Source organism: Mesorhizobium sp. AR02 (assembly GCF_024746835.1).
Classification (GTDB): Bacteria; Pseudomonadota; Alphaproteobacteria; order Rhizobiales; family Rhizobiaceae; genus Mesorhizobium.
The window spans coordinates 2529015-2553397 of the sequence record NZ_CP080531.1; the positions used below are offsets into that span (position 1 = coordinate 2529015).

The 24383-nt window shown below is 62.9% G+C and carries 22 protein-coding genes; 8 read left to right on the top strand and 14 right to left on the bottom strand.

Annotated elements, in window-relative coordinates; translation table 11 throughout:
• The first annotated feature begins 123 nt into the window (after positions 1-123).
• From DBIPINDM_RS16265 to DBIPINDM_RS16275, 3 genes are read left to right on the top strand one after another with little or no spacing between them, the layout of a single operon-like run.
• Positions 124-1005, top strand: a complete 882-nt coding sequence (locus tag DBIPINDM_RS16265) for a MurR/RpiR family transcriptional regulator (protein ID WP_258588193.1) — start codon at positions 124-126, stop codon at positions 1003-1005.
• Positions 989-1816 (top strand): N-formylglutamate amidohydrolase, encoded by an 828-nt coding sequence (locus tag DBIPINDM_RS16270; RefSeq protein ID WP_258588194.1) that lies wholly within the window; start codon positions 989-991, stop codon positions 1814-1816. The genes DBIPINDM_RS16265 and DBIPINDM_RS16270 overlap by 17 nt, the downstream gene beginning before the upstream one ends.
• A 12-nt stretch (positions 1817-1828) precedes the next feature.
• Positions 1829-3127: an NAD(P)/FAD-dependent oxidoreductase gene (locus tag DBIPINDM_RS16275; protein WP_258588195.1), complete on the top strand. Its 1299-nt coding sequence runs from the start codon at positions 1829-1831 to the stop codon at positions 3125-3127.
• 19 nt (positions 3128-3146) lie between these two features.
• On the opposite strand, the gene DBIPINDM_RS16280 is transcribed toward DBIPINDM_RS16275, so the two are convergent.
• From DBIPINDM_RS16280 to DBIPINDM_RS16305, 6 genes are read right to left on the bottom strand one after another with little or no spacing between them, the layout of a single operon-like run.
• Complete coding sequence (locus tag DBIPINDM_RS16280; protein ID WP_258588196.1) at positions 3147-4118, bottom strand: branched-chain amino acid ABC transporter permease; 972 nt, start codon at positions 4116-4118, stop codon at positions 3147-3149.
• Between the two features lie 22 nt (positions 4119-4140).
• On the bottom strand, positions 4141-5028 hold the full coding sequence (locus DBIPINDM_RS16285; protein WP_258588197.1) for a branched-chain amino acid ABC transporter permease: 888 nt from the start codon (positions 5026-5028) through the stop codon (positions 4141-4143).
• 7 nt (positions 5029-5035) lie between these two features.
• Entirely contained in the window at positions 5036-5746 is a 711-nt protein-coding gene (locus DBIPINDM_RS16290) for an ABC transporter ATP-binding protein (RefSeq protein ID WP_258588198.1), read from the bottom strand.
• Positions 5739-6518 (bottom strand): ABC transporter ATP-binding protein, encoded by a 780-nt coding sequence (locus tag DBIPINDM_RS16295; RefSeq protein ID WP_258588199.1) that lies wholly within the window; start codon positions 6516-6518, stop codon positions 5739-5741. Before DBIPINDM_RS16295 ends, DBIPINDM_RS16290 begins: the two co-directional genes overlap by 8 nt.
• A gap of 12 nt (positions 6519-6530) precedes the next feature.
• Positions 6531-7739, bottom strand: coding sequence for an ABC transporter substrate-binding protein (locus DBIPINDM_RS16300; RefSeq protein ID WP_258588200.1), 1209 nt, complete (start codon positions 7737-7739; stop codon positions 6531-6533).
• 42 nt (positions 7740-7781) lie between these two features.
• Positions 7782-7916, bottom strand: a complete 135-nt coding sequence (locus DBIPINDM_RS16305; RefSeq protein WP_258588201.1) for a hypothetical protein — start codon at positions 7914-7916, stop codon at positions 7782-7784.
• Positions 7917-8023: 107 nt separating this feature from the next.
• Between DBIPINDM_RS16305 and DBIPINDM_RS16310 the strand changes: the two genes are divergently transcribed.
• The 4 genes from DBIPINDM_RS16310 (at position 8024) to DBIPINDM_RS16325 (ending at position 13793) form a co-directional block, all read left to right on the top strand.
• Positions 8024-8911 (top strand): glycosyltransferase family 2 protein, encoded by an 888-nt coding sequence (locus DBIPINDM_RS16310; protein ID WP_258588202.1) that lies wholly within the window; start codon positions 8024-8026, stop codon positions 8909-8911.
• Positions 8912-8933: 22 nt separating this feature from the next.
• A complete protein-coding gene (locus tag DBIPINDM_RS16315; RefSeq protein WP_258588203.1) occupies positions 8934-10202 on the top strand; it encodes a rhamnan synthesis F family protein in 1269 nt (422 codons plus the stop codon).
• A 38-nt stretch (positions 10203-10240) separates the two neighbouring features.
• Positions 10241-12025, top strand: coding sequence for a glycoside hydrolase family 99-like domain-containing protein (locus tag DBIPINDM_RS16320; protein WP_258588204.1), 1785 nt, complete (start codon positions 10241-10243; stop codon positions 12023-12025).
• A gap of 70 nt (positions 12026-12095) precedes the next feature.
• Positions 12096-13793: a glycosyltransferase gene (locus DBIPINDM_RS16325; RefSeq protein ID WP_258588205.1), complete on the top strand. Its 1698-nt coding sequence runs from the start codon at positions 12096-12098 to the stop codon at positions 13791-13793.
• On the opposite strand, the gene DBIPINDM_RS16330 is transcribed toward DBIPINDM_RS16325, so the two are convergent.
• The 8 genes from DBIPINDM_RS16330 to DBIPINDM_RS16365 all read right to left on the bottom strand — a co-directional run bounded on the left by DBIPINDM_RS16330 (position 13790) and on the right by DBIPINDM_RS16365 (position 22742).
• On the bottom strand, positions 13790-15595 hold the full coding sequence (locus DBIPINDM_RS16330; protein WP_258588206.1) for an ABC transporter ATP-binding protein: 1806 nt from the start codon (positions 15593-15595) through the stop codon (positions 13790-13792). The genes DBIPINDM_RS16325 and DBIPINDM_RS16330 overlap by 4 nt on opposite strands.
• Positions 15592-16536, bottom strand: coding sequence for an acetamidase/formamidase family protein (locus DBIPINDM_RS16335; RefSeq protein ID WP_258588207.1), 945 nt, complete (start codon positions 16534-16536; stop codon positions 15592-15594). Before DBIPINDM_RS16335 ends, DBIPINDM_RS16330 begins: the two co-directional genes overlap by 4 nt.
• Positions 16526-18175: an ABC transporter substrate-binding protein gene (locus tag DBIPINDM_RS16340; protein WP_258588208.1), complete on the bottom strand. Its 1650-nt coding sequence runs from the start codon at positions 18173-18175 to the stop codon at positions 16526-16528. The genes DBIPINDM_RS16335 and DBIPINDM_RS16340 overlap by 11 nt, the downstream gene beginning before the upstream one ends.
• A gap of 51 nt (positions 18176-18226) precedes the next feature.
• Positions 18227-19147 carry an ABC transporter permease gene (locus DBIPINDM_RS16345; RefSeq protein ID WP_027032292.1) on the bottom strand — a complete coding sequence of 307 codons (921 nt, stop codon included), beginning with the start codon at positions 19145-19147 and terminating at the stop codon, positions 18227-18229.
• Positions 19144-20052, bottom strand: coding sequence for an ABC transporter permease (locus DBIPINDM_RS16350; RefSeq protein WP_258588209.1), 909 nt, complete (start codon positions 20050-20052; stop codon positions 19144-19146). The genes DBIPINDM_RS16345 and DBIPINDM_RS16350 overlap by 4 nt, the downstream gene beginning before the upstream one ends.
• Positions 20030-20632 (bottom strand): ANTAR domain-containing response regulator, encoded by a 603-nt coding sequence (locus tag DBIPINDM_RS16355; protein ID WP_258588210.1) that lies wholly within the window; start codon positions 20630-20632, stop codon positions 20030-20032. Before DBIPINDM_RS16355 ends, DBIPINDM_RS16350 begins: the two co-directional genes overlap by 23 nt.
• Entirely contained in the window at positions 20629-21723 is a 1095-nt protein-coding gene (locus tag DBIPINDM_RS16360) for a transporter substrate-binding protein (protein WP_258588211.1), read from the bottom strand. Before DBIPINDM_RS16360 ends, DBIPINDM_RS16355 begins: the two co-directional genes overlap by 4 nt.
• A gap of 149 nt (positions 21724-21872) precedes the next feature.
• Positions 21873-22742 (bottom strand): helix-turn-helix domain-containing protein, encoded by an 870-nt coding sequence (locus tag DBIPINDM_RS16365; RefSeq protein ID WP_258588212.1) that lies wholly within the window; start codon positions 22740-22742, stop codon positions 21873-21875.
• Between the two features lie 92 nt (positions 22743-22834).
• Here DBIPINDM_RS16365 and DBIPINDM_RS16370 point away from each other — a divergent pair, with 92 nt between their 5' ends.
• Positions 22835-24379: a 4-hydroxyphenylacetate 3-hydroxylase N-terminal domain-containing protein gene (locus DBIPINDM_RS16370; RefSeq protein WP_258588213.1), complete on the top strand. Its 1545-nt coding sequence runs from the start codon at positions 22835-22837 to the stop codon at positions 24377-24379.
• Positions 24380-24383: the final 4 nt, after the last annotated feature.

Sequence of the window (24383 nt, forward strand, 5' to 3'; positions counted from 1 at the left end):
GCAATTTCCTGACATAGTATGAGAAGTTGATCTGAGGTCAACGGATTTATGTAGTAAAAAATATCAAACTTCATTGACGATGCAAAAATCTATCATATCGTAACAAACGAAAGAGGGAACGTCGTGACCATCAAGGACATGCTGAGCAGCAACGGGCTGAAGCTGACGGCAGCTGAAAAGAAGGTCGTGCGCACGCTTCTGACCAATTATCCCGCCGCCGGGCTGGGGACCGTTGCCGGTTTCGCCGAGCGCTCCGGGGTCAGCGTGCCGACCATCCTGCGCCTGGTCACCAGGCTTGGCTTTGCCGGCTACACAGCCTTCCAGAAGGATCTTATCGAGGAGGTCTCGGAGCAGCTGAACTCGCCGCTGTCGATGATCGATGCGAGAAGCGCCGACGCCTCGGGCGAAGGCACCTATGCCGGCATCATGCGCAATCTCGCCGACGCGCTGCTGCAGACGGCGGCCAATTACCGGGAGCAGGAATTCGAGGCGATCCTCGACCTTCTGGCGGACGAGCGCTCCGATATCTACTGCCTCGGCGGCCGCTTCAGCACCGTGCTGGCGCTGCGGCTGTCGATGCATCTCGGCCAGTTGCGGCCCGGCGTCTTCTTCATCGAGAACCAGTCGTCGCGCTTCTTCGACCGGCTCGTCGACTTCAACAGCCAGACCACGCTGGTCGTCTTCGACTACCGGCGCTATCAGGCCGAGATCGTCGAATTCGCCCGGCTGGCGCATGAGTCGCGCGCCCGGGTGATCGTCTTCACCGACCGCTGGATGTCGCCGATCAGCCATTTCGCCGACCAGATCCTCGTCTCCTCGGTCGAGACCCTTTCGCCCTATGATTCGAAAGTCGTCGCCTTCGCGCAATGCGAAGCCATCATCGCCTCGCTGGTCAAGCGCGGCCCCGACAAGGTGCGCGAGCGCCTGGCCACAATCGAGGCCCTTCGCCAAAAAGGCGAATCCCAGGCCCACAAGACAGAATCCCGGAATGCCGATCAGCCCTGAACGCCAAGCCGAGCTGGACGGGCTTGGCGAAGACAATGTCGAGATCCTGAACCCGGATGGCGGCTTCCCCTGCCTGATCCTGTGCGACCACGCCAGCAGCGCCCTACCTTCACGCTACGGGGCGCTCGGGCTCGCCCCGGATGATTTGCGCAAGCATATCGGCGTCGACATCGGCATTGACGGTGTGGCGCGCGGTCTTGCCGCCCGGCTGGATGCGCCGCTGCTGTCGACCCGCTGGTCGCGACTTCTCCTCGATTGCAACCGCTGGATCGCCGATCCGCGCCTGATCTTGAGCGAAAGCGACGGCATTGATGTGCCGGCAAACCACGGCATCACGGATGAGGAATGGCAGCTTCGCTGCGACCGCTATTTCTGGCCCTACCATCGCGCCGTCGGCCGGGCCGTCGAGGCCTTACGGATGAGAGAGCGCTTTCCCTTCCTGCTGTCGCTGCACAGCTGCACAAGGCAGCTTGGTTCCGACTACCGCAAATGGGACGCGGGCACGATCTGGCACGAGAGCGACAGCCTGTCGAACGCGCTGATCGAGGCGCTCGGGCAACGGGGAGACCTGCTGCTTGGCGACAACGCGCCCTATTCCGGCATCGGCGGCACCTTCACCATCGACTATCACAGCTGGGGCACCGGCCTTCCGGCCTGCGGCCTGGAAATCGTCAATGACGGGTTGCGGACAGACCAGGCGATCGCCGGCTGGACCGACCGGCTGACCGCAGCGCTGGCTGGAATAGCGGCGCGCCGCGAACAGGTCTGGACCCTGCACAATGGCCGCGGGCATCCGCCCTTGCAGGCGTAAGGAGAGCCGAGCGTGACGAAAGGGCAAGCCATGTCGACCGTCGGCAGCCTCTATGAGAACACTGCGCCCACCGCGCCAGCGACGGATGTGCTGAGCGGAAACCATGACGCCGACTTCGTCATCTTCGGCGCCGGCTATACCGGCCTGTCGGCCGCCATCTACGTGGCCCGGCGCGGCGTCAAGACCATCGTTCTGGAAGCACATGGCATCGGCCATGGCGGCTCGGGGCGGAACCATGGCCACTGCGTGCCGGTGCTGGGCTTCATCAACCCGAAGGCGGCGGCCGAAAAGCTCGGCGCCGAACGCGGCGAACGCAACACCAGGATCCTGGCGGATTCCGGCGCCAAGGTGTTTTCCTACATCCGCGACTACGGCATCGATTGCGAAGCGGCACCGACGGGCGCGCTGCAGCTGGCGCACAGCCCCAAGGCGATGCCGGCCATGGAGCGGCAGCACGCCTTCTATGCCAGCCTCGGCAAGAAGCCGCTGCTGCTCGACCGCGATCAGGCGGTGCGGATGACGGGATCGCAGGATTTCCACGGCGGCTGGCTGCATCCCGATGGCGGGCATCTGAACCCGCTCGCCTATGTGCGCGGGCTGGCCCGTGCGGCAATGTTGGAAGGGGCCGCACTCCATACCGGATCGCCGGCGATCTCCATCGAGAGGCAGCGTGGCGTGTGGGTGATCACCTGTCCGCAAGGAACGGTGCGGGCCAAGCGGGTGGGCGTCGCCACCAACGCCTATACCGGCAATCTGCTGCCGCCGCTCGGCAGATCCTTCTTCACCATGATCTCCTATGCCATCGCCAGCGAGCCGCTCGACCCCAGGCTGCGGCAGAGCATCGTGCCCGGCAACCAGAGCGTCGGCGATTCGAGGCCTGACGTGCGCTACTTCCGTTTCGACCGGGACAACCGGCTGATCGTCGGCGGGCTGCTGGAAATGGTCCGCGGCGCCAATTTCGCCAGGACGGCCGCCTTCATGACCCGGCGCATGCAAGGGCTGTTTCCGCAGATCGGCGCGATCAAATGGCGCTGGCACTGGTCGGGACAGCTGGCGATCAACATGGACCGCGCGCCGCATCTCTACAATCCGGCCGAGGGCCTGTTCGAACTCGTCGGCTATTCCGGCCGTGGCGTGCCGACCGCGACGGCGCTTGGCGAGGTGCTGGGTGAAGCCGGCTGCGGTGTGCCTGCGGGTGAATTGCCGATGGAGATATCCGAGCTGAAACCGCTCGCCGCCGGCCCTCTCTTGTCGGCGCTGGTGCCGCGGCTGCGCGGACCGATCAACCGCGTCCGGTCGATCTGGAGCTGATCTGTCCGAGGCGTAGCCGTCAGTCCTTCGCGGCCGGGTTGAGAAGTCGTGCATAAAGTTCGCCGACAATGCCGCGCCGGAAGATCAGCACGCACACCATGAAGATCAGCCCGGTGGCGATGGTCACCGGGAAGCCGGAAGTGGCAAGCGTATTTTCCAACCCGACGACCAGGCTCGCACCGATGATCGGTCCTACCATCGTGCCGATGCCGCCGAGCAGCGTCATCAGGATCACCTCGCCCGACATCTGCCAGGTAACGTCGGTCAGCGTGGCGAACTGGAAAACGATCGCCTTGAGGGAGCCTGCCAGCCCGGCCAGCGCCGCCGACATGACGAAGGCGCCGAGCTTGTAGTTGGCGACGGAATAGCCCAGCGAAATGGCGCGATTCTCGTTTTCGCGGATCGAGCGCAGGATCATGCCGAAGGGCGAATTGACAATGCGCCAGATGGCGAAGACGCCGATCAGGAACACCGCCAGCACGAAATAATACATGTTCAGCGAGACGTTCAGGTCGAGGACGCCGAACAGCATGCCGCGCGGCACGCCCTGAATGCCGTCCTCGCCTTCGGTGAAGGGCGCCTGCACGCAGAAGAAGAAGAACATCTGCGACAGCGCCAGCGTGATCATGGCGAAATAGATGCCTTGCCGGCGGATGGCGAAGAAGCCCATGACGAGGCCGAGCAGGGCCGCACCCGCCATGCCAAGCAGGATGCCGGCTTCCGGCGGCCAACCCCACACCTTGACGGCATGCGCGGCGAAGTAGGCGGCGCCGCCAAAGAAGGTGGCGTGGCCGAAAGACAGCAGGCCGGTATAGCCGAGCAGGAGATTGAACGCGCAGGCGAACAGCGCAAAACACAGCATCTTCATCAGGAAGATCGGATAGACCAGGAATGGCGCCGCCAGCAGCGCCGCTATGCCGAGCCCGACCAGCGTCCATTCAAGCCATGCCGGGGTTCCGGCTGATGTCTCGGGCAGCGTCAGCTCTGCCATGTCAGATGTCCCTTCCGACATGTCAGACGTCCCTTCCGAACAGGCCTGCCGGCCGCACCAGAAGCACGATCGCCATGATGACGAAGACCACGAGGTTAGAAGCTTCGGGATAGAAGACCTTGGTCAGGCCTTCGGCGAGGCCAAGCATGTAGCCGGTGATGATCGCGCCAAGGATCGATCCCATGCCGCCGATCACGACGACCGCGAAGACGACGATGATGAGATCCGATCCCATCAACGGGCTCACCTGATAGACGGGGGCTGCCAGAATTCCGGCAAGCCCGGCAAGGGCGGAGCCGAGGCCGTAGGTCAGCGTCAGCAGCAACGGCACGTTGACGCCGAAGGCCTGGACGAGACGGGGATTTTCGGTTGCCGCGCGCAGATAGGAACCGAGCCTGGTCTTCTCGATCAGCGCCCAGGTCCCGAAACAGACGATCAGCGAGGCAACCACGACCCAGCCGCGATAGTTGGGCAGGAACATAAAGCCGAGATTGGTGCCTCCCGAAAGCAGCGGTGGCACGGCGTAGGGATTTCCCGACACACCGTAATAGTAGCGGAATATGCCTTCGAGCACGAGCTCGAGACCGAAGGTGAAGAGCAGGCCGTAGAGCGGATCGGTGTCGTATAGCCGCGACAGCGCCAGGCGCTCGACCACGATGCCGAAGAGGCCGACGATCAGCGGCGCGAGGATCAGAGCGGGCCAATAGCCGATGCCGAGATAGGTGAGCAAGAGATACCCGACGAAGGCGCCGAGCATATACTGGGCGCCATGGGCGAAATTGATGACGCGCAGCAGGCCGAAAATCACGGCCAGGCCCAGGCTCAGCATGGCGTAGAAGGAGCCATTGATCAGGCCGACCAGCAACTGGCCGAGGAGTGCCTGGACGGGGATTCCGAAGACCATCGTCATGGCGCCCTCATACACCCAGAACGTCGTGGAGCTGCGTCATGCGGTCGGCCAGTTCGCCGACCGGGAACCCGGCGACGACCTTGCCGTGCTCCATCAGATAGAAACGATCGGCGACACGGCTGGCGAAGCGGAAATTCTGCTCGACCAGCAGGATCGTCATGCCGCGCTTCTTCAACGTCACCAGCAGCTCGCCGATGCGCTGCACGATGACGGGAGCGAGGCCCTCGGTGGGCTCGTCGAGAAGCAGCATCTTCACGCCGGTCCGCAGCATGCGCGCGATCGCCAGCATCTGCTGTTCGCCGCCCGACAGCCTCGTGCCGGGACTGTTGCGCCGTTCCTTCAGATTGGGGAAGAGATCGAATATTTCGGCGACGCTCATGCCGCCCTCGGCGACGACCGGCGGCAGGACCAGATTCTCATCGACCGTCAGTGTCGCGAAGATGCCGCGCTCCTCGGGCACGAAGCCGATGCCTTGATGCGCGGTGCAGTGCAGCGGCAGCCGCATCAGGTCCGCGCCATCGAAGACGACCTCGCCGGTGCGCTTGCGGATCAGCCCCATGATGGCGCGCAGCGTCGTCGTCTTGCCGACGCCGTTGCGGCCGAGCAGCGTCACCGTCTCGCCGCGAAACACTTCCAGATCGACGCCGTGCAGCGCATGGCCCTCGCCATACCAGGCGTTGAGGCCGCGGACCGCAAGCAGGGGTGCGGCGCTAGTCATCGGCAGTGCCCATATAGGCGACCTTCACGCGTTCATCGCGGCTGACGGTGGCGTAGTCGCCGGCCGCAAGCACCTCGCCGCGCTGCATGACGGTTATCCAGTCGCAAAGATCGGCCACGACCGTCAGATTGTGCTCAACCATCAAAACCGCACGGTCGCTGGCGACCGAACGGATGAGGGCGGAAACCGTGGCGACGTCCTCATGCCCCATGCCGGCCATCGGCTCGTCCAAAAGCAGCACTTTCGGATCCAGCGCCAGGGTGGTGGCGATCTCGAGCACGCGTTTCCGGCCATAGGAAAGATCGCCGGCTAATTTGTTACGGGCATCGTCGAGGCCGACGGAGCGCAGCAGCTCCATCGCGCGCGGCGTCAACCGATCGAGCGCGGCGAGCGAGCGCCAGAACTGGACGCCGAGCCCGGCTGGCCGCTGCAGTGCGACGCGCACATTGTCGAGCACGCTGAGGTGCGGAAAGATCGCCGATATCTGGAACGAGCGCACCAGCCCCATGCGCGCTACCTTTGCCGGCGGCGTGCGGGTGATATCGGTGCCGAGCAGTTCGATCCGGCCGCTGGTCGGCGCCAGGAACTTGGTGAGCAGGTTGAAGACGGTCGTCTTGCCGGCGCCATTGGGACCGATCAGGGCATGGATGTTGCGGTGGCGGACATCGAGATCGACATTCTTGACGGCAACGAAGCCGGCAAAATCGCGCCGCAGCCCGCGGGCGGACAGCACCACAAGCGGCTCGTTCGCGCTGAGGTCAGGCGGCGCCATGGGCCGCGCCGATCACTGGGCCGCCGTTGGACAGCCGCTGTCCTTCTCGCTCAGGAAGGCCTCGTTGCCGGGGATGGTGGCGAGATATTTGTAGTAGTCCCAGTCCTTGGTGCTCTCGCTGGGCGCCTTGACCTGGTAGAGATACATGTCGTGGACCATGTTGCCGTCGGACTGCACCTTGCCGTTGGTCATAACGGCGTCGTCCACCGGCATTGAATGCAATTGCTTGGCGACGGCCTCGGTCTCATCGGTGCCGGCCTTGTCGATCGCCTTCAGATACTGCGTCACCGCCGAATAGGTCGCGGCCTGGATCATGTTCGGCATGCGGTTGGTGCGCTTGAAAAAGCGCTGCCCGAATTCGCGGCTCTTGTCGTCGCGATCCCAGTAATAGCCCTCGGTCAGCACGACGCCCTGCGCGGCCTGAAGGCCCAGCCCATGCACCTCGGCCAGTGTGAACAGAAGTGCCGCAAGGCGTTGGCCGCCCTGGACGATGCCGAATTCGGCCGCCTGCTTGATGGAGTTGGACGTGTCCAGGCCGGCATTCGCCAGCCCGATGACCTTGGCGCCCGACGATTGCGCCTGCAGCAGGAAGGATGAATAATCGGTCGACCCCAGGGGATAGCGCACCTCGCCCAGCACCTTGCCGCCGTGGCTCTCGACGAACTTGGCCGTCTGCTCCTTGAGCGAATAGCCGAAGGCGTAATCGACGGTGACGAAGAACCAGCTGTCGCCGCCCTGCTGCACCAGGGAGCCACCTGTTCCCACCGCCTGAGAATGGGTGTCATAGGCCCAGTGGAAGCCGTAGGGCGAGCATTGCTTGCCGGTCAGCTCGGTGGTCGCCGCGCCGGTAACGATATCGATTTTCTTCTTTTCCTTGGAAATCCCCTGGACGGCGAGCGCGACCGATGAGGTCGTCAGTTCCATGATGGCATCGACCTGTTCGGTGTCATACCACTGCCGCGCAATGTTGGAGGCGATATCGGGCTTGTTCTGGTGGTCGGCGCTGATGATCTCGATCGGCGCGCCCTGTACCTTGCCGCCGAAATCCTCGACCGCCATCTTGGCCGCCTCGACCGACCATTTGCCGCCGAAATCGGCATAGACGCCGGATTGGTCATTGAGGATGCCGATCTTGACCTTGCCATCGGAAATTTCGGCGGCCGAGGCGGGGATCGCGGCCGCGGCAAGAAGTGCGGCGGAAACGAAATAGCATACCTTCATTGTCTACTTCCTCCCATGAGAATCCGACCGCCCCCCAAACGATCACCAGCAAGCGGTATTGAACATGAGCAAGATGGGGATGAACGGCAAGGGGCCGTTGCCGATTTCGTGTTCGAGGCCCTGTTGGAGATCGCCGCTCCAGCGGATCGCGACGAAAGTCGGAGGCGGCGCGTCCATTATCCCCTATCTTAGTCAGGAGTATTGACTCGACCACCGGAGTCGCAACGCTTAGATTGCGTATGGATCACTAGCCTTCCACCGGGGAAGCCAACTGAGATATCAGGATGGCTTTGGTAATGAATAGGTCGATAACTGCTATTACCGTGACGCATAACAGCGCGCATACCGTGCGTGGCGCGCTCGCTCGCCTGCCTCCAGGGCTGGAGATCATATGCGTCGACAATGCAAGTACCGACGATCTTTCCGCCGCGCTGTCGGACTTTTCCGTTCATCGTATTGATAATGCTGTAAACCTCGGCTTTGGGCACGCCTGCAACATCGGGGCGGCGGCGGCATCGGGGGAGTATCTGCTGTTCATCAATCCCGACGTGCGTCTTGGGACGGACGCCGTCGATGCGCTCATGCAGGCGGCTGAACGATACCCAAATTGCGGCGTCTTCGTGCCGCGCACCAACACGGTGGATGGGCGGCTGTGGTTTCGCGAGCAGAGCGAGATCGATCGCCTGTCCGGTGTGTCGCTGCCCACACGCATCCGGCAGGTCTGGGGGGATTGTTGCGTCCGCTTCGTCAATGGCGGCGTGTTCATGATCAAACGAACGCTCTTCCTCGATACGGGCGGATTTGATGAGGATATCTTTCTGTATTTCGAAGATGACGACCTCTCTCATCGCCTGCTGCAGCGTGACGAACCCATGATCCTTGTCAGTGGCGCGCATGCTGTCCACGACGTCGGCACTTCAGTTGCGCAATCAACCCGGTCACGGATCTTCCGGTATCGGTCGAAGATGCGGTCGGAGATCCACTTGCGCAAAAAATACGGTATCGCCTATAGCCCATTCGTGGACATACTCCGCTATTCGACGAAAATAGGCTTCTATTGCCTGACGCTTAATCGAAATAGACTGATCAATTCCCTTGGCCGATTGATAGGCATATTCGACAGCATCCTTGACCGATCGCGCGCGAATCGGAACAACGGCTATGTCGCCTGACGCTCCCGACACGAGAGTTGCCTTGCCTGATTTCCTGCCCCGCGAGCCGCGAAAAGGAGAGGCATGGGGTGTCGACCGAAGCAGTGCCCTGAGCGAAATCTCCGTCCACACGCCGGGACGCTACATCGTCGAGCTTTCGCCGACAGACAGGCGGATGCCGTTTCTTCGGGTCAATGTTCGCCGCCCAGGACATGCCGACAGGATCGTCTATGTGCCGGTTACCAGGCGGACGTCCTATCTGCTCAGAAGCAGCGAAGGCGGCCTAGTGTTGCAATTCGATGGAAGCGACATCGCTGCCGCAAGCATCCGCCCCCTGAGGATCGGGGATGTTGGCACAGTGTTGCGCCGCCGCCGGCGCCAGAAAGGATTTGAACTGCCACTGGGCCAAGGCATTGTCCTGCGCCCTCTCCTGCATATTGCGGGACCGGAAGGGCGCGATTTGACCCATTCGCTTAAAAGCCTCGCAGCCTGGGGCTTTGGGGTGGCAAGTACCAATCTGCAGAAGACCCTGTCGCGGCACTTTGAAGGCCCCTCGATCCGACCTCCGGAACACCTGCCCATCGCCGAGCCGAAGATCGTTGTTGCGTTGCATCTGCATTATCCCGACCTCTGGCCCGAATTCGAGGCGCTGCTGGAGGCGATCGGTCGTCCGTTCCATCTCATCCTCACACTGACCCGACCCGATGCGGCACTCGCGCAACGCGTCCATGCCCGATTTCGGAACGCCGAGGTCATTGTCTATGACAATCGCGGTCGCGACGTCGGTCCCTTCATCCAATTGCTCCGCGAAGGACGGCTCGATCCCTTCGATCTTATCTGCAAACTGCACGGCAAGAAGTCGGATCTGAGTGGACCGCGGATGATCCTTGGTGAGGTTTGGCGCCAGGCGAGTGTCTTCGACCTGGTCGGATCGCGCGCCGTGGTCGACCGCATCATCGCCGAGTTCGGGCGTTCGCGGGACACTGAGATGATCGGGTCCCGTCGCTTTCGATTGCCCAATGAATGGAAGAGCGAGGACGCCGCGTGGGGCAAGAACAAGGCGATGATCCTCAACCTGCTGGAGACGATGGGGGTGGCGACTGACTGCCCCCTCGACTTCTTTGCCGGAACGATGTTCTGGGTTCGGCGCGACGCGCTGGAACCTCTCAAGCAGCTTGATCTGTCCCTGGCGTCATTTCCCAGCGAGACAGGTCAGCAAGACGGCACGTTGCAGCATGCGCTCGAGCGGATACTCGGAATGATCTGCACGAAGATCTCCGGAACTGCCTGGGACGATGAGAATGCAGCCTGATTTCCGCGAGGCAGACCCGATTGAATAGATCCGACCTCATGATCTTTATAAAATCGATCACCAGCAGGAGGCGGTGGAAGAGATTTCGGATCTGGCAACGAATTAGCGCCAGCGGACAGTTCGATGGACCATGGTATCTGGCTCAAAATCGGGATGTCGCCGCGAGCGGGATCGACCCGATCCTCCACTACATCGATCATGGTGCCGCCGAGTTCCGAAACCCGAATCCGGACTTCGACACCGAGTACTATCTGACCAGCTATCCCGACGTCGCTTTGGCGGCGATGAATCCGCTGGATCACTATGTCCGCTTCGGCAAGAGTGAAGAGTGCGAGACCCGGCGTGCTCCGGCCACGAATTCGACTATGGCCGCAGGCGGCTCCATTCAAAGGCCCGGCACCTATGTGCCGCGATCCAGCGAGAGGCGACCCGCCGCTTTGCGCGCGCGCGTCATTGCCTTCTACCTACCGCAGTTCCACCCGATTCCTGAAAATGATGCCTTTTGGGGGAAGGGCTTCACGGAATGGACGAATGTGACACGGGCGGTGCCACAGTTCGACGGTCACTATCAGCCCCGACTGCCGGCGGATCTCGGCTTCTATGACCTGCGGGTGAAAGACATCCAGAAGGAACAGATCGAGATCGCCATGCAGTATGGCATTTCGGGATTCTGTTTTCACTTCTACTGGTTCAACGGCAAGCGCGTCCTCGAGATGCCGATCACCCAATTTGTCGAAAATGATGCTCACGAACTGGGCTTCTGCATCAATTGGGCAAACGAGCCCTGGAGCCGCCGTTGGGATGGGCGCGACCAGGAGGTGCTGATCCCGCAATCGCACTCGCCCGAGGACGACCTGGCTTTCATCGAATACGTATCCGGCTATTTCCGCGACCGGCGATACATCCGTATCGGCGGCAAGCCACTGCTTATGGTCTACCGGCCCGGATTGTTTCCGTCAGCAACTGAAACGGCACAGCGCTGGAGAGCTTATTGCCGGGATGCCGGCATCGGCGAGATTTTTCTTGCCTATCCGCAGTCGTTCGACACGGTCGATCCTGCGGAATTTGGATTCGACGCAGCCATCGAGTTTCCCCCAAATCTCGGAACGTTTCCCGAGATCAGCGCCAGTATCCCAACGCTCAAGAGCGGCTTCACGGGGAGGATCTATGACTGGACGGAGCTTGCTGATCGCAGCGGCGCCTACCCGCAGGCCCCCTACACGCTGTTTCGCGGACTTTGCCCTTCCTGGGACAACACGGCGCGGAGAATGGCGGCTGCCTATATTCTGGTGAACGCGTCGCCGTCGCGCTACGGAGAATGGCTCAGCAACGCGGTCGTCGATACATGCGATCGTTTTGCCGATTTCGACAGCCGCCTGATCTTCGTCAATGCCTGGAACGAATGGGCGGAGGGAGCCTATCTCGAGCCCGACGCGCGCTACGGCTACGCCTATCTGCAGGAGACACGGGACGTTCTGGCGGCTCCGCCAGCGGCCGGCAAATTGCCCAGGGGTCCATCCTGGCGCGTTTTGTTCGTGTCGCACGATGCGGCTCTCGGCGGAGCGCAGGCATCGCTGATCAATATCATCCAGTGGCTCCAATCGCACACGGATCTGGAGATCAAGGTGCTGTGCCTGGCAGGTGGTCAACAGCTCGAACAGCTCCGAGGCGTCGTCGATACCGTCCTTCTGAACGATCTGGTTTCGGAGACCGACACGACCGCTACCAAGCTGGCCCGCATCAGGGCTTGGTACGGCGGCGAGCCGGACCTCATCTATTGCAACAGCTTGGCGACCGGCCGTCTGCACGCGCTGCTTTGCTGAACTGGGCAGGCCAATCCTGACGCATGCCAGGGAGTTGGCAACGAGTGTCGCTCGACACGCAAAGGACGACATGGACGATGTCGTTTCCCGCACGCAGAGATTCGTAGCGTGCTCCCGAAGTGTCCGTGACTATCTGGTGTCCGAGCACAAAATTGCGACGGACGCCATAGACGTAGTCCCAAGTGCGGTTCCGCAAGCCGGCGCCGATCACAGTCGTACGGAAATCCAGCGCCTTGAAAGCCGCCGCCTTGCCGGCTGGCCGATGGACAAGGCCATCGTCGTCGGATCGGGCATCGGAGTTCCCTTCCGCAAAGGGGCCGACCTCTTTATCGAGGTCGCCCGAATTCTTCGGGCACGCGGGGTTGAAGACTATCATTTCTACTGGCTCGGCTCGTTTCCGGAGCGGGAAAGGGACACAGCTCTCGGCACGTGGTCGCAGCACCTCGACAGGTTGCGGGCGGACGGGTTGGACGAAAAGGTCACATTCCTGGGTGATGTCGACGATGTGCGCGCCTATTTGCGGGGTGCCGATCTGTTTCTCCTGACATCCCGCGAAGAGCCGTTCGCCCGCGTTGTGCTGGAAGCGGCATCCGCCGAGTTGCCGGTGATCTGCTTCGCAGGGAGCGGCGGGGCACCGGAGTTCGTCGAAGAGGATGCCGGCATCATCGTCGGATGGACTAATACTGTCGCGATGGCCGATGCCACGCTGAAACTGATCCGGGACCAGCCATTGCGGGCAAAGCTCGGCAGGCAGGCGAGCGCGAAGGCGCGCCGGCATTTTTCCACCGACCGGGTCTTTCCGCGCCTGCTGTCGACCATGCGTAAGGTGGCAAGCAAGCCCCCCGCTGTCTCGATCATCGTGCCGAACTTCAACTGCGCCCGCTATCTGCACGAACGGATGGACAGTATTTTGGGGCAGTCCTTTCAGGATTTCGAACTCATCATCCTGGATGATGCCTCGACAGACGATAGCCAATCGATTCTGGATTATTATGCGGGCGTCTATGGCACCCGTGTCATCGTCAATGAACGCAATTCCGGCGCACCTTATCCTCAATGGTTCAAGGGCGTGGCGCTTGCAAGCGCCGATTTGATCTGGATCGCCGAAGGCGACGACGTATCGGACCCGAGTTTCCTCGAAACACTCGTGCCGCTGTTTCGCGATCCAAGCGTGAAGTTTGCCTTTTGCGCATCGAAGATCATCAACGACAGAAGCGAGATCGTCGGCGACTATCCGTCCAGCCCGTACCTCACCGATCTCTCCGATTTCAAATGGAAACGCAGCTATCAGGTTTCGGCCGAACAGGAAGTCAACGAAGGGCTGGGCGTCAAGAACACGGTCATCAACATCAGTGCGGCGGTCTTTCGGAAGTTCGACATCACGCCGGATTTCGTCGGGCAGGTCTTGTCCCTGCCGGTGGGCGGCGATTGGTACTTTATCCTCGAGGCAATCCGTAATGGCTCGGTCGCCTATGAGTCTGCAATGCTCAACCAGCACCGGCGGCATGGGGACAGCCTGACCAGCGTCATCACGGCTCCCCCTTCAGAGGCACTGCTCCGCACGCGGCAGCTGATTCATCAGCATGTGCTGCACACATACGAAACAGATCTGGCCATCAAGCTGAAGATGGCCGAACATGTCGTGCAGCTCTGGAACCAGCTCTTCCCCGGGCGCCCGGCCGAAGGGATGGAGAGCTTGTATTCGCTCAGCAAATTGGGCGAGTTCCCCCCGAAACCACCAGAGAGCAGTGAGATTGCTCTAACTTAATTACCGGCAGCGACGAGGTGCCCTTTGCCGACATCCTGCAATGCCAGTTTCAGCGGTGCCTCGCCGATCCTGCGGGTGGCGCTCGGGATTTCCTGGTCGAGGCGGGCGAAGCGGCTTCTGCGCTGCGCCGGGTCCGGCACCGGCACGGCTTCGATCAGCCGCCTCGTGTAGGGGTGGCGCGGGTTGGAAAAGACCTGGTCGCGCGTGCCCATCTCGACGATCTGGCCGAGATACATGACGGCGACGCGGTCGGAGATGTTCTCTACCACCGCCATGTCATGCGAGATGAAGAGATAGGCGACGCCGAATTCGCGCTGTAATTCCTTCAAAAGGTCGAGCACGCGCGCCTGCACCGAGACGTCGAGCGCCGACACGCTTTCATCGGCGATGATCAGCTTTGGCCGCAAGGCGAGAGCGCGGGCGATACAGACGCGCTGGCGCTGGCCACCCGAGAATTCGTGCGGATAGAGCTCCATCTGATCGGCCGACAGGCCGACGCGCTCGAACAGCGCCGCGACGCGCTCCCTGCGCTCGTCCTTCGAGGCGATGCCGTGGATGACCAGCGGCTCGGCGACGAGGTCGCCGACGCGCATGCGTGGGTCGAGCGAGGCGAAAGGGTCCTGGAAAATCATCTGCACGTCGCGGCGTACGGCCTTGCGCTCGTCACGGCCGAGGCCGGACAAATTGCGCCCGCCTATGACGATGTCGCCGCTGTAAGGCACCAGCCCGGCCAGCGCCTTGGCAGTGGTCGACTTGCCGCAGCCGGATTCGCCGACCAGCGCCAGCGTCTCGTTGGGTGCGATCGAAAAGCTGACGCCCTCGACCGCATGGACCCGGCGGGTGACCCGGCCGAAGACGCCGCCGCGCAGATCGAAGCGGACATGCAGGTCTTTGACATCGGCGACGTTGGCCGACTTCGAAACTTCGGTAGCATCCTTGGATTTTTGCCGCCCCACGCCGCTGCCGATGCGCGGCACGGCGGCGAGCAGCTCACGCGTATAATCGGCTTGCGGCCGGGCGAAGATGTCGGCTGTGTTCCCTTGCTCGACCATGCGGCCGTGCCGCATGATGATGACGCGGTCGGCCATCTCGGCGACCACGCCCATATCGTGGGTGATGAGGATGACGCTGGTGCCATGCTGGCGCTGCAGGTCGCGCAAGAGCTCCAGCACCTCGCCTTGCACGGTGACGTCGAGCGCCGTCGTCGGCTCGTCGGCGATCAGCACATCCGGCTCGAGCGCCAGCGCCATGGCGATCATCACCCGCTGGCGCATGCCACCGGAGAGTTCGTGCGGAAACTGCTTTAGCCGGCTTTCGGCTTCCGAAATGCGCACCGCCTTCAGCGCCTCGATGGCGCGTTGACGCGCCTCAGCCTGCGACAGGCTGGTATGCACCTCGATCGATTCGGTCAGCTGCCGGCCGATCGACAGCACAGGGTTGAGCGAGGTCATCGGCTCCTGGAAGATCATGGCGATGCGGTCGCCGCGAATGCGACGCATCTGCCGCTCATCGAGATCAGCCAGATTGGTGTCGCCAAGTCGGATTTTTCCAGACGAAATGCGCGCGGCAGGTTGCGGCAGGAGCTGCATGATTGCTAGCGCCGTCATCGACTTGCCGGAGCCGGATTCGCCGGCAATGCATAGCGTTTCGCCACGCGCCAGCGTCAGGGAGAGGTTGGAGACGACTTCGCGCTCGCCCTCCTCGCCGCGCACGCTGACGGAGAGGTTGGCGATGTCGAGCACCGCTCCGGCCGTCACCGGGGCGGTTGCCCCGGGCCAGCTTTTGCCCGCGCCTGTGTTCATTCAAACACGCAGCGCGGGAAGTAGAACGACACCACCCAGTTCGGCATGTCGACGATTTCCGATATGCGAAGATCGCCGCACACCGAGGCCAGCATGTAGGCTTCGACCGGGTCTATTTTGTAGCGCCCGGCGAGCAGGTCGACCATCTGCGCCACCGCTTCCTTGGCCCCAGTCATCAAATCGGGGCCGATGCCGGTCGTCACCTCATAGCCCTTGGCGTCGAGATGGCGTGTCACCGGACCCGGCGTGGTGAAGCGCGGCGTCTTCAGCCTGGCGTCCTTGACCAGGTCGAGCTTGAGCACGACATCCATCGGGCTTTCGATTGCCGTGCCGCAGACCTCGCCGTCGCCTTGCGCGGCATGGGTGTCGCCGACCGAGAACAGCGCACCGGCCACCTCCACCGGCAGGTACAGCGTCGTGCCGGCGGCGAGATCGCGGATGTCGAGATTGCCGCCGACGCGCCGGGGCGGCACGACCGAGTGAAGGCCCATCTCCGCCGGCGCATTGCCGATGGTGCCGGCGAAAGGTTTCAGTGGCACACGCGCATTTTTGCCGAACAGCGCCGGTTCCAGCGAAGCGGCGTCGTATTTCCAGATGTTGAGCGCCGGCTCCTTGAAGTCGTCGGCGAGCAGGCCGAAACCCGGAATGTTCCCCGTCCAGCCGAAGCCGGACGGTTTGAACATCTCGATCGTCACCTTCAGCGCGTCACCGGGCTCGGCGCCCTCGACGAAGATCGGCCCGGTCACCGGATTGATCCCGGCGAAGTCGAGCTTGGCGATATCGGCGACCGTGCTATCGGCCTTCAACTGGCCGCCGGAGGAATCGAGGCACTGGAACTCGATGGTCGAGCCGGGCGCAACCCGCTCGGCCGGGACAAAGGAATTGTCCCAGCCGAAATGGTGATGGCGCCCGTGGATGGTGTAGTCGCAGTTATTGCACATCTTTTACGTACACATTGTCATAGTTGATCGGGATATGGACCGGGTCGACATAGAGGTTGTCGGCACCGCCCATGCGCGCCGACTTCATGGTGAAGCGCTGTTCGTTGAAGACCGGTGCCCACGGCGCGTCCTCCATCACCTTGTCGTAGATGGCGCTCCACATCTTGTCGCGCTCTACGGCCTTCGCCGGGTCAACCACCGAGTCGGCCTCGGCCGCCTTGGCGTCGAGGTCCTTGTTGCAGTACCACGACCAGTTCCAGCCGCCGGGCACCGCGCCCGCGCAGCCAAGGATCGGGCCGTAGAAGTTGGACGGATCCGGGAAATCGGCGATCCAGGCCATGCCGCCGGACCAGATCATCGGCGCGCCGGCCTTGTCGCCGCCAGCGGCGATGACGTTGGCCTGGGCGAGCGACTGGATGCTGGCCTTGATGCCGATCGCCGCCAGATCCTGCTGGATCGCCTGGGCGATGCGCGGGTTGGGATCGGTGTTCATGGCGAACAATTGCGTGTCGAAACCGTCGGGATGGCCGGCCTCGGCAAGCAGCGCCTTGGCCTTGGCGACGTCATAAGGATAGCCCTTGTATTCCTTGTCGTAGCCCGGCATCGACGGTGGCAGCGGCTGGTTGGCCGGCACGGCGCGGCCGTTGATGATCTGGATGATGCGCGCCTTGTTGATCGCCATGTTGACGGCCTGGCGCACCTTCACATTGTCGAACGGCGCCATGGTGGTGTTCATGGTGACGTAGCCGGTGTGCAGCTGGCCGCCTTCGACGACGCGCGCCTTCTGTTCGGGATCGGCCATCACCTCCTGGAATTTTGCCGGCGGAATGCCGTCGCCGGGCACGTCGATCTCGCCCTTCTGCAGGCGCAGCAGCGCCACGATCGGCTCCTGGCCGATCTCGAAGGTGATCTTGTCGAGATGCGGCAGGCCCTTGTGCCAGTAATCCGGATTGCGCTCGAAGACGATGCGTTGGCCGAGCGTCCATTCGGCGAGCTTGAAGGCGCCGGTGCCGACCGGATGCTTGCCGAAATCGGCGCCGTATTTCTCGACCTCTTCCTTCGGCACGACATGCGAGAAGTTGATGGCCATGACATGCAGGAAGGTGGCGTCGGGGCGGGTCAGCTCGAACTTGACCGTATAGGGGTCGACGACGGTGACACCGGAGAGGCTTGTCGCCTTGCCGGCGGCGACATCGTCATAGCCCTTGATCGAGCCGAAGAAGCCCGCACCCGGGCTCTGCGTCTTCGGATTGGTGACGCGGTCGAGCGAATATTTCACGTCGTCGGCCGTCATCTCGCGGCCATTGTGGAATTTCACACCGTGGCGCAGCTTGAAGGTGAAGGTCTTGCCGTCGGGCGAAATCTCGTAGCTTTCGGCAAGGTCGGGCTTAAGGTTGGTGGTGCCCGGCTCGTAGTCCATCAGACCGTCGAACAGGCTCTTGATCATCGACCAGTTCTGCCAGTCGTAGCCGATCGCCGGATCGAGCGTCGCGACATCGTCCTTGTAGGTGATGGTGATGGCGCCGCCCTGCTTGGCGTTGGGATCAATGGTGTCCTCAGCACGCGCGCTTGCCATGCCAAGCATCAGCGCCAGCGCCAGCGCCGATGCCGCTACAGTGGAGGCCAGAAATTTTTTCATTTCGTGTTCCCTTTCTCTGTTTGTTTTCTTGGTTTCATCTGAGCTTGATGCTCATCTGAGTTTGATACGGGGGTCGATGAAGGGCGCGATGATGTCGGCGAGCAGATTGCCGAGCACGATGGCGAAGGCCGAGACCAGCGTGACGCCCATGATGATCGGGATGTCGACACGCTGGATGGCTTGCCAGGCGAGCTGGCCAATGCCGGGCCAGCCGAAGACGCTTTCGACGACGACGATGCCGCCCATGAAGATGCCGATGTCGATGCCGATCATGGCGATCACCGGCAGGATGGCGTTGGGCAAAGCATGGCGGAAGATGATGGCGCTGCGTGCCAGGCCCTTGGCGCGGGCGGTGCGCACGTAATCCTGGCGCAGCACGTCGATCATCGACGAGCGCATCATGCGCGCGTACCAACCGGCGCCGAGAATGCCCATGGTGAGCGAGGGCAGCACCAGATGACGCCAGGTGCCGTAGCCGCCGATCGGAAACCAGCTCAGCCGCACGGCAAAGACGTAGAGTAGCAAAAGCCCGACGACGAATTGCGGCGCCGAGACACCTACGAAGGAGGCGACCATCAGCGTCTGGTCGGTGGCGGTGCCGCGCTTGACGGCGGCGATCAGGCCCATCGAGAGCCCGATCAGCAGTTCGCACAGGATAGCGCCGACCATCAGGAGCAGGCTTGCCGGCAGCCGCGAGACGATCAGTTCGGTGACCTCGGAGCGCTGGATGTAGGAGCGGCCGAGATCGCCGCTGACGAGCTTGGTCAGATAGCGCCAGTACTGGACGACGAAGGGCTGGTCGAGGCCAAGCTGCTGGCGGATGTTCTCGACCGTCTGCGGCGTGGCGCTGCGGCCGGCGATCTGGCGCACCGGGTCGGCCGGCAGGAGATAGAGCAGTGCAAAGGTGATCAGCGAGACGCCGAGCAGGATGAGCAGCGACTGGATGAGGCGGCGGCCGAGATAGGCGATCATGCCCGACCCCTTTGTGTCGGGTCGAGTATGTCGCGCAGCGCGTCGCCGATCAGGTTGAAGGCCAGCGCCAGCGCCAGGATCGCGGCGCCGGGGAAGAACACCAGCCAGGGTGCGGCCTGGAAATAGGTCTGGTTCTCGAAGATGATGTTGCCCCAGGAGGCCGTCGGCGGCTGCACGCCGATGCCGAGGAAGGAGAGCGTCGCCTCCAGCAGCACCGTCGTCGAAATGCCGAGCGTGCCCCAGACGATGATGGTCGGCAGGAGATGCGGCAGGATGTGGCGAAACAGGATGCGCGGCGCGCCGGCGCCGATGGTGCGCTCGGCATCGATGAACTCACGCTCGGCGAGCGAGGACGTCTCGGTGTAGATGACGCGCGCGGTCTGCACCCAGTTGACCAGCGCGATGACCATGGCGACGATCCACAGGCTCGGCTGGAAAACCGCCGCCAGGCAAATGGCGAGCAGCAGCGCCGGGAAGGCCATCATCAAATCGGTGAAACGCATCAGCGCGCTGCCGATCCAGCCGCGGAAATAGCCCGCGGTGACGCCGACCAAAGTGCCGATGAACAGCGCCACGCCATTGGCAACGATGCCGATGATCAGCGACGTGCGGGCGCCATAGAGGATGCGGGTCAGCAGGTCGCGGCCAAGCAGGTCGGTGCCGAGCCAGAATTTGGCATCCGGCGGCAGAGGCGAACCCTCGATGGTCAGGCCGTCGAACATCTGCTCATTGGGATCGTAGCCGGTCAGCCAAGGCGCGAGCACGGCGCCGACGACGACCAAGGCGACGATCACCAGGCCGAGCAGTGCCAGACGGCGTTTGACCAGCCGGCGCCAGACGCCAGGGCGCGGCTTGACCGGCATGCGCGCAGGCGCCGTGAGATCAGGCGCGATGGGACTGGTCATCGCCGCCTTCCTCGTCGGTCATTGCCACGATCCGGCGCGCGGCGTCCTCGACGCTGATCTGCCAGCTCATCGCCAGCGAGCGCAGCTGCGCATAGGCGCGCTCGTCGTCCGTGCCTTTCGACAGCGCCGCCACCGCGCGCACGATGGTCTGGCGCTCGGCGACGCGCTGGCGCAGCGACGCAATTTCACCGGCTAAGTGTTTTCGCGCTTCGAAACTCTGCCGCGCGATCAGCAGTGCGCTGTAGACGCCGGCATTGCCGACTGGCTTCAGGAGCTGCGCGTCGGCCTTGTGCGACAGCGCCCATTCGATGCGGCCGGGCGCCTCGGAGCCGATCAGCGCCACCAGCGGCATCGGCGCTTCGCCCGGCTTCCACGGGAATTGCTCGTCAAAGCCGAGATCGACATCGAAGAAGACGAAATCGGCCGCCAGCGCCTCGGGCGGCAGCTCTGGCCAGCAATCCAGCGTGATCAGGCCAATCGCCGACAATTGCCTTGTGATCGCCTGCACCGTCGGATGCGGGCGATGCAGGATGAAGGCCCTGGCGCCGCCGAGATTGGGGATGCGCGGCGTTCTGGTCACGACACCACCCGCAGGCGCGGACGGCCAAATGTCTTGGCGGGATCGTAGCGCGACAGATAGGGGTCCGGCGCGACCTCATCCTCGCGGCTGACCACCTCGAAGAAGCCGTCCGCGATCCGGCCGATGATCACCGGCAGCGTCGCGTGCTGGGAGTGGGCGTCGATGGCGATCGGCCCGAGCCGGGTGGAGAAGCGTGTCTCAGCAAACGCTTTTGAGAATTCCGCCGGGCCGGCATCGGGATCCCGCGAGAGCACATCGGCCATCACCTGCACGGAGGCATAGGCGGAGGCCTCGAAGGACGAGGCGAAGGCGGCCGGCCGCGGCGCGAAATAGGGCCCGACCGACAGATGCCCCTTGCCCGTTTCGCCGATCGCCGGCAGTTCGCCCTCGGTGAGGTTGCAGGAGATGACCGGGCAGTTTTCCGGACGGAAGGCAGGATCCTCGTCGCCCAGGTCGCGATAGGCGGCGAGGAAGGCGTAGGATGAGGTGCCGATCAGATTGTTGAGGATGAAGTTCGGCCGCGTCGCCCGGATTTCCGCCATCAGGCGCGACACGTCGGTCTCGCCAATACGCAGATAGCGTTCGCCCAGCACCTTGCCGCCGGCGTCTGCGATCAGGTCGCGCGCGACGCGGTTCATCTCCCAGCCCCAGATATAGTTCGAGCCGAGCAGGAAGCCGTTGGCGCCGAAGCGCGGCACGACATGGGCCATCAGCGGCACCAGATGCTGGTTTGGGCAAGCGTGCATGTAGACGACATGCTCATTGGCCTCGAACCCCTCATAGGGGCAAGCGTACCAGAGCATGCCGCCGGCCTTTTCCAGAACGGGGATCGTCTCCTTGCGGCTCCAGGAGGTGACGCAGCCGACGACATGGCGCGCGCTGCTGGCCTTGAAGATGTCTTCGCACAGCGTCGCGTAGCGGTCGGCATTGCTCTGCGGATCGCGCTCGACCGGCACCAGCTCGATGCCTGAGCTGCGGTCGGCATTGATGTCGGCGATGGCGCGCATGGCACCCATGCGGCACGCATCGGAGACGAGCTGATAGCTCCCCGAACGGGAATAGAGGATGCCGATCTCGATGCGCCGCTTCAAACAGGACCCCAGAAATGAAAAAGCCCCGCAGCCAGCGCCACAAGGGCGAGGCATACGAGGCATTCTTGCCGCCCGGCGATCAGAGCCGGTATTTTGCCTTAGCGTATTCGGTCCCGCCGGTCAGTCAAGCGGGAAAGTGCGTTCCTACGTCAACTCTGTTGCAACTGCCTCCGCCGCCAGGCGGCGGGCGCTTCACCGACCCGCTCACGAAAAAACCTGGAAAAATAGGCCGGATCGTCGAAGCCGATCTCGTAGGCGATGTCCTCGACCGTGCGCACGGTGAACAGCAGCAGCCGTTTGGCCTCCAGCAGCCGGCGTTCGCTGACGACCCGCTTGACGCCGCTGCCCAGCACCGCTCGGCTGGCCTTGTCGAGAAGATGCGGTGTGGTGGCAAGGCTCTCGACATAGCGCTCGACCGGCCAGTTGTCGCGGAAATGCGCATCGACGAGGCGGCGCAAGCCTATCGCCAGCGACGCATCGGAAGACGGTGCGGCGGCAATTGTCGCCGGTGCGAGACGCGCGATGTGGGAGAGCGCGACGGCGATCAGCGCCGGCAGGACCTTGTCGTTGCCGGCCTGCGCCTCCGTGTATTCGGCGGCGATCATCTCCAGCACCGCCGCCAGTCTCTGCCATGCGGCGCTTTGCAGCAGGCCGTCGGCGAAGACCGGCCTGTCCAGTGGCAGCAGGCTGTGGCCGGCAAGGGCGGCAAGCGCATCGTCGGCGACCGAGACGACGATGGCGTCGGTGCCGGGGCCGATCGAGAAGCCATGCACGATCGTGCTCGGCACGAAGCTGACGGCGGGCGCCGAAAAGTCCCAGGACTGATCCTCGATACGGTAGGTGCCGGAGCCGCTGGTCCAGTAGGTGATCTGGCCCATCTGCGGATGTTTGTGCGCGGCAACCTGGCCATGATGGATATTGCTCCGCGCGAGCACTGTCTCGACATGCAGGAAACCGACGTCGAGCGGCCGCACCGGCTCGCCATAGACGAAGAAGTCGGGAATGGAATTTTGGCTCATGGCGCCGGAAAAAGTCCAATCGGTTTTGCCGTTCCGTCCATAACCGATCCATGCCGGCGGCGCTAGGGTTGCACGATAAGTGGAGGAACATCATGCGGTCAGAAGATTTTCGTGCGGACAAAGCGCGCCCATTCACCGGGGCTGAATATCTGGAAAGCCTGCGCGACGGCCGCGAGGTCTATATCAATGGCGAACGCGTCGCCGACGTCACCACGCACCCGGCGATGCGCAATTCGGCGCGGTCGCTGGCACGGCTCTACGATGCCCTGCATGACCCCAAGCGGCGCGACACGCTGACCTCGGCCACCGACACGGGTTCGGGCGGCTACACCCACAAATACTTTCGCGTCGCCAAATCCTCCGGCGAACTTGTGGCGCAGCAGACGGCGATCGCCGAGTGGTCGCGCATGTCCTATGGCTGGATGGGGCGCACGCCCGACTACAAGGCGGCGCTGATGAACACGCTCGGCGCCAATGCCGACTGGTACGGGCCGTTCAAGGACAATGCGCTCGCCTGGCACAAACGTGCCCAGGAAGCCGTGCTGTTCATGAACCACGCCATCGTCAACCCGCCGATCGACCGCCACAAGCCGGCCGAACAGGTGAAGGATGTCTTCGTCCACATCACCAGGGAGACGGATGCCGGCATCTATGTCTCCGGCGCCAAGGTGGTGGCGACGTCATCGGCGCTGACGCACTATAATTTCCTGGCGCAGGGCTCGGCGACGGTCACCGAGGATCCGTCGCTGTCGGTGATGTTCATCGTGCCGATGAACGCGCCGGGGATAAAGATGTTCTGCCGCGTCTCCTACGAGCAGACGGCCAACACGGTGGCGGCGCCCTTCGACTATCCACTGTCGTCGCGCTTTGACGAGAACGACGCCATCCTGGTGCTCGACAATGTCTTCATCCCCTGGGCGGACGTGCTGGTGTTGCGTGATGCGCAGAAAATCCTGTCGTTCCATCCGGCGTCGGGATTCATGCATGGCTATTGCTTCCAGGGCTGCACGCGGTTTGCCGTCAAGCTCGACTTCCTTGCCGGCCTGCTGGCCAAGGCACTGCGCGCCACCGGCGGCGACGCCTTCCGCGGCAACCAGGCGGCACTGGGCGAGGTCATTGCGCTCAGGCACATGTTCTGGAGTTTTTCCAATGCCATGGCCTACAATCCGATCCCGTGGGCGAATGGCGCGGTGCTGCCCAATCTCGACGCGGCGCTCGCCTACCGGACCTTCATGTCGGAAGCCTATCCGCGCGTCATCGACACGGTGCGCCGGGTGATTGCGTCGGGGCTGATCTACCTGCCATCGTCGGTGCGCGACTTCAACAATCCCGAGATCGACAAATATCTGGCGCAATATGTGCGCGGCTCGAACGATATGGGCCATATCGAGCGCATCAAGATCATGAAGCTGTTGTGGGATGCGACCGGCACCGAGTTTGGCGGCCGCCACGCGCTTTACGAGCTCAATTATGCCGGCGCGCCGGAAGAGGTGCGGCTGCAAGTGCTGAAGGGTGCCGAACGCGGTGGCCGGCTGAAGGCGATGGAGGAACTCGTCGATACCTGCATGGCCGACTATGACGAGAATGGCTGGACGGGCGACACCTGGCTGCCACCGCTGGCTTCTGCGGCCGGGTGAACGC

Coding starts and splice junctions, on each gene's coding strand:
- DBIPINDM_RS16335 (WP_258588207.1), bottom strand. CDS start 16,536: ATGTGCAATAACTGCGACTACACCATCCACGGGCGCCATCACCATTTC.
- DBIPINDM_RS16350 (WP_258588209.1), bottom strand. CDS start 20,052: ATGACCAGTCCCATCGCGCCTGATCTCACGGCGCCTGCGCGCATGCCG.
- DBIPINDM_RS16310 (WP_258588202.1), top strand. CDS start 8,024: ATGGCTTTGGTAATGAATAGGTCGATAACTGCTATTACCGTGACGCAT.
- DBIPINDM_RS16305 (WP_258588201.1), bottom strand. CDS start 7,916: ATGGACGCGCCGCCTCCGACTTTCGTCGCGATCCGCTGGAGCGGCGAT.
- DBIPINDM_RS16320 (WP_258588204.1), top strand. CDS start 10,241: ATGATCTTTATAAAATCGATCACCAGCAGGAGGCGGTGGAAGAGATTT.
- DBIPINDM_RS16325 (WP_258588205.1), top strand. CDS start 12,096: ATGGACGATGTCGTTTCCCGCACGCAGAGATTCGTAGCGTGCTCCCGA.
- DBIPINDM_RS16290 (WP_258588198.1), bottom strand. CDS start 5,746: ATGACTAGCGCCGCACCCCTGCTTGCGGTCCGCGGCCTCAACGCCTGG.
- DBIPINDM_RS16345 (WP_027032292.1), bottom strand. CDS start 19,147: ATGATCGCCTATCTCGGCCGCCGCCTCATCCAGTCGCTGCTCATCCTG.
- DBIPINDM_RS16365 (WP_258588212.1), bottom strand. CDS start 22,742: ATGAGCCAAAATTCCATTCCCGACTTCTTCGTCTATGGCGAGCCGGTG.
- DBIPINDM_RS16295 (WP_258588199.1), bottom strand. CDS start 6,518: ATGGCGCCGCCTGACCTCAGCGCGAACGAGCCGCTTGTGGTGCTGTCC.
- DBIPINDM_RS16340 (WP_258588208.1), bottom strand. CDS start 18,175: ATGAAAAAATTTCTGGCCTCCACTGTAGCGGCATCGGCGCTGGCGCTG.
- DBIPINDM_RS16285 (WP_258588197.1), bottom strand. CDS start 5,028: ATGACGATGGTCTTCGGAATCCCCGTCCAGGCACTCCTCGGCCAGTTG.
- DBIPINDM_RS16270 (WP_258588194.1), top strand. CDS start 989: ATGCCGATCAGCCCTGAACGCCAAGCCGAGCTGGACGGGCTTGGCGAA.
- DBIPINDM_RS16330 (WP_258588206.1), bottom strand. CDS start 15,595: ATGAACACAGGCGCGGGCAAAAGCTGGCCCGGGGCAACCGCCCCGGTG.
- DBIPINDM_RS16300 (WP_258588200.1), bottom strand. CDS start 7,739: ATGAAGGTATGCTATTTCGTTTCCGCCGCACTTCTTGCCGCGGCCGCG.
- DBIPINDM_RS16370 (WP_258588213.1), top strand. CDS start 22,835: ATGCGGTCAGAAGATTTTCGTGCGGACAAAGCGCGCCCATTCACCGGG.
- DBIPINDM_RS16280 (WP_258588196.1), bottom strand. CDS start 4,118: ATGGCAGAGCTGACGCTGCCCGAGACATCAGCCGGAACCCCGGCATGG.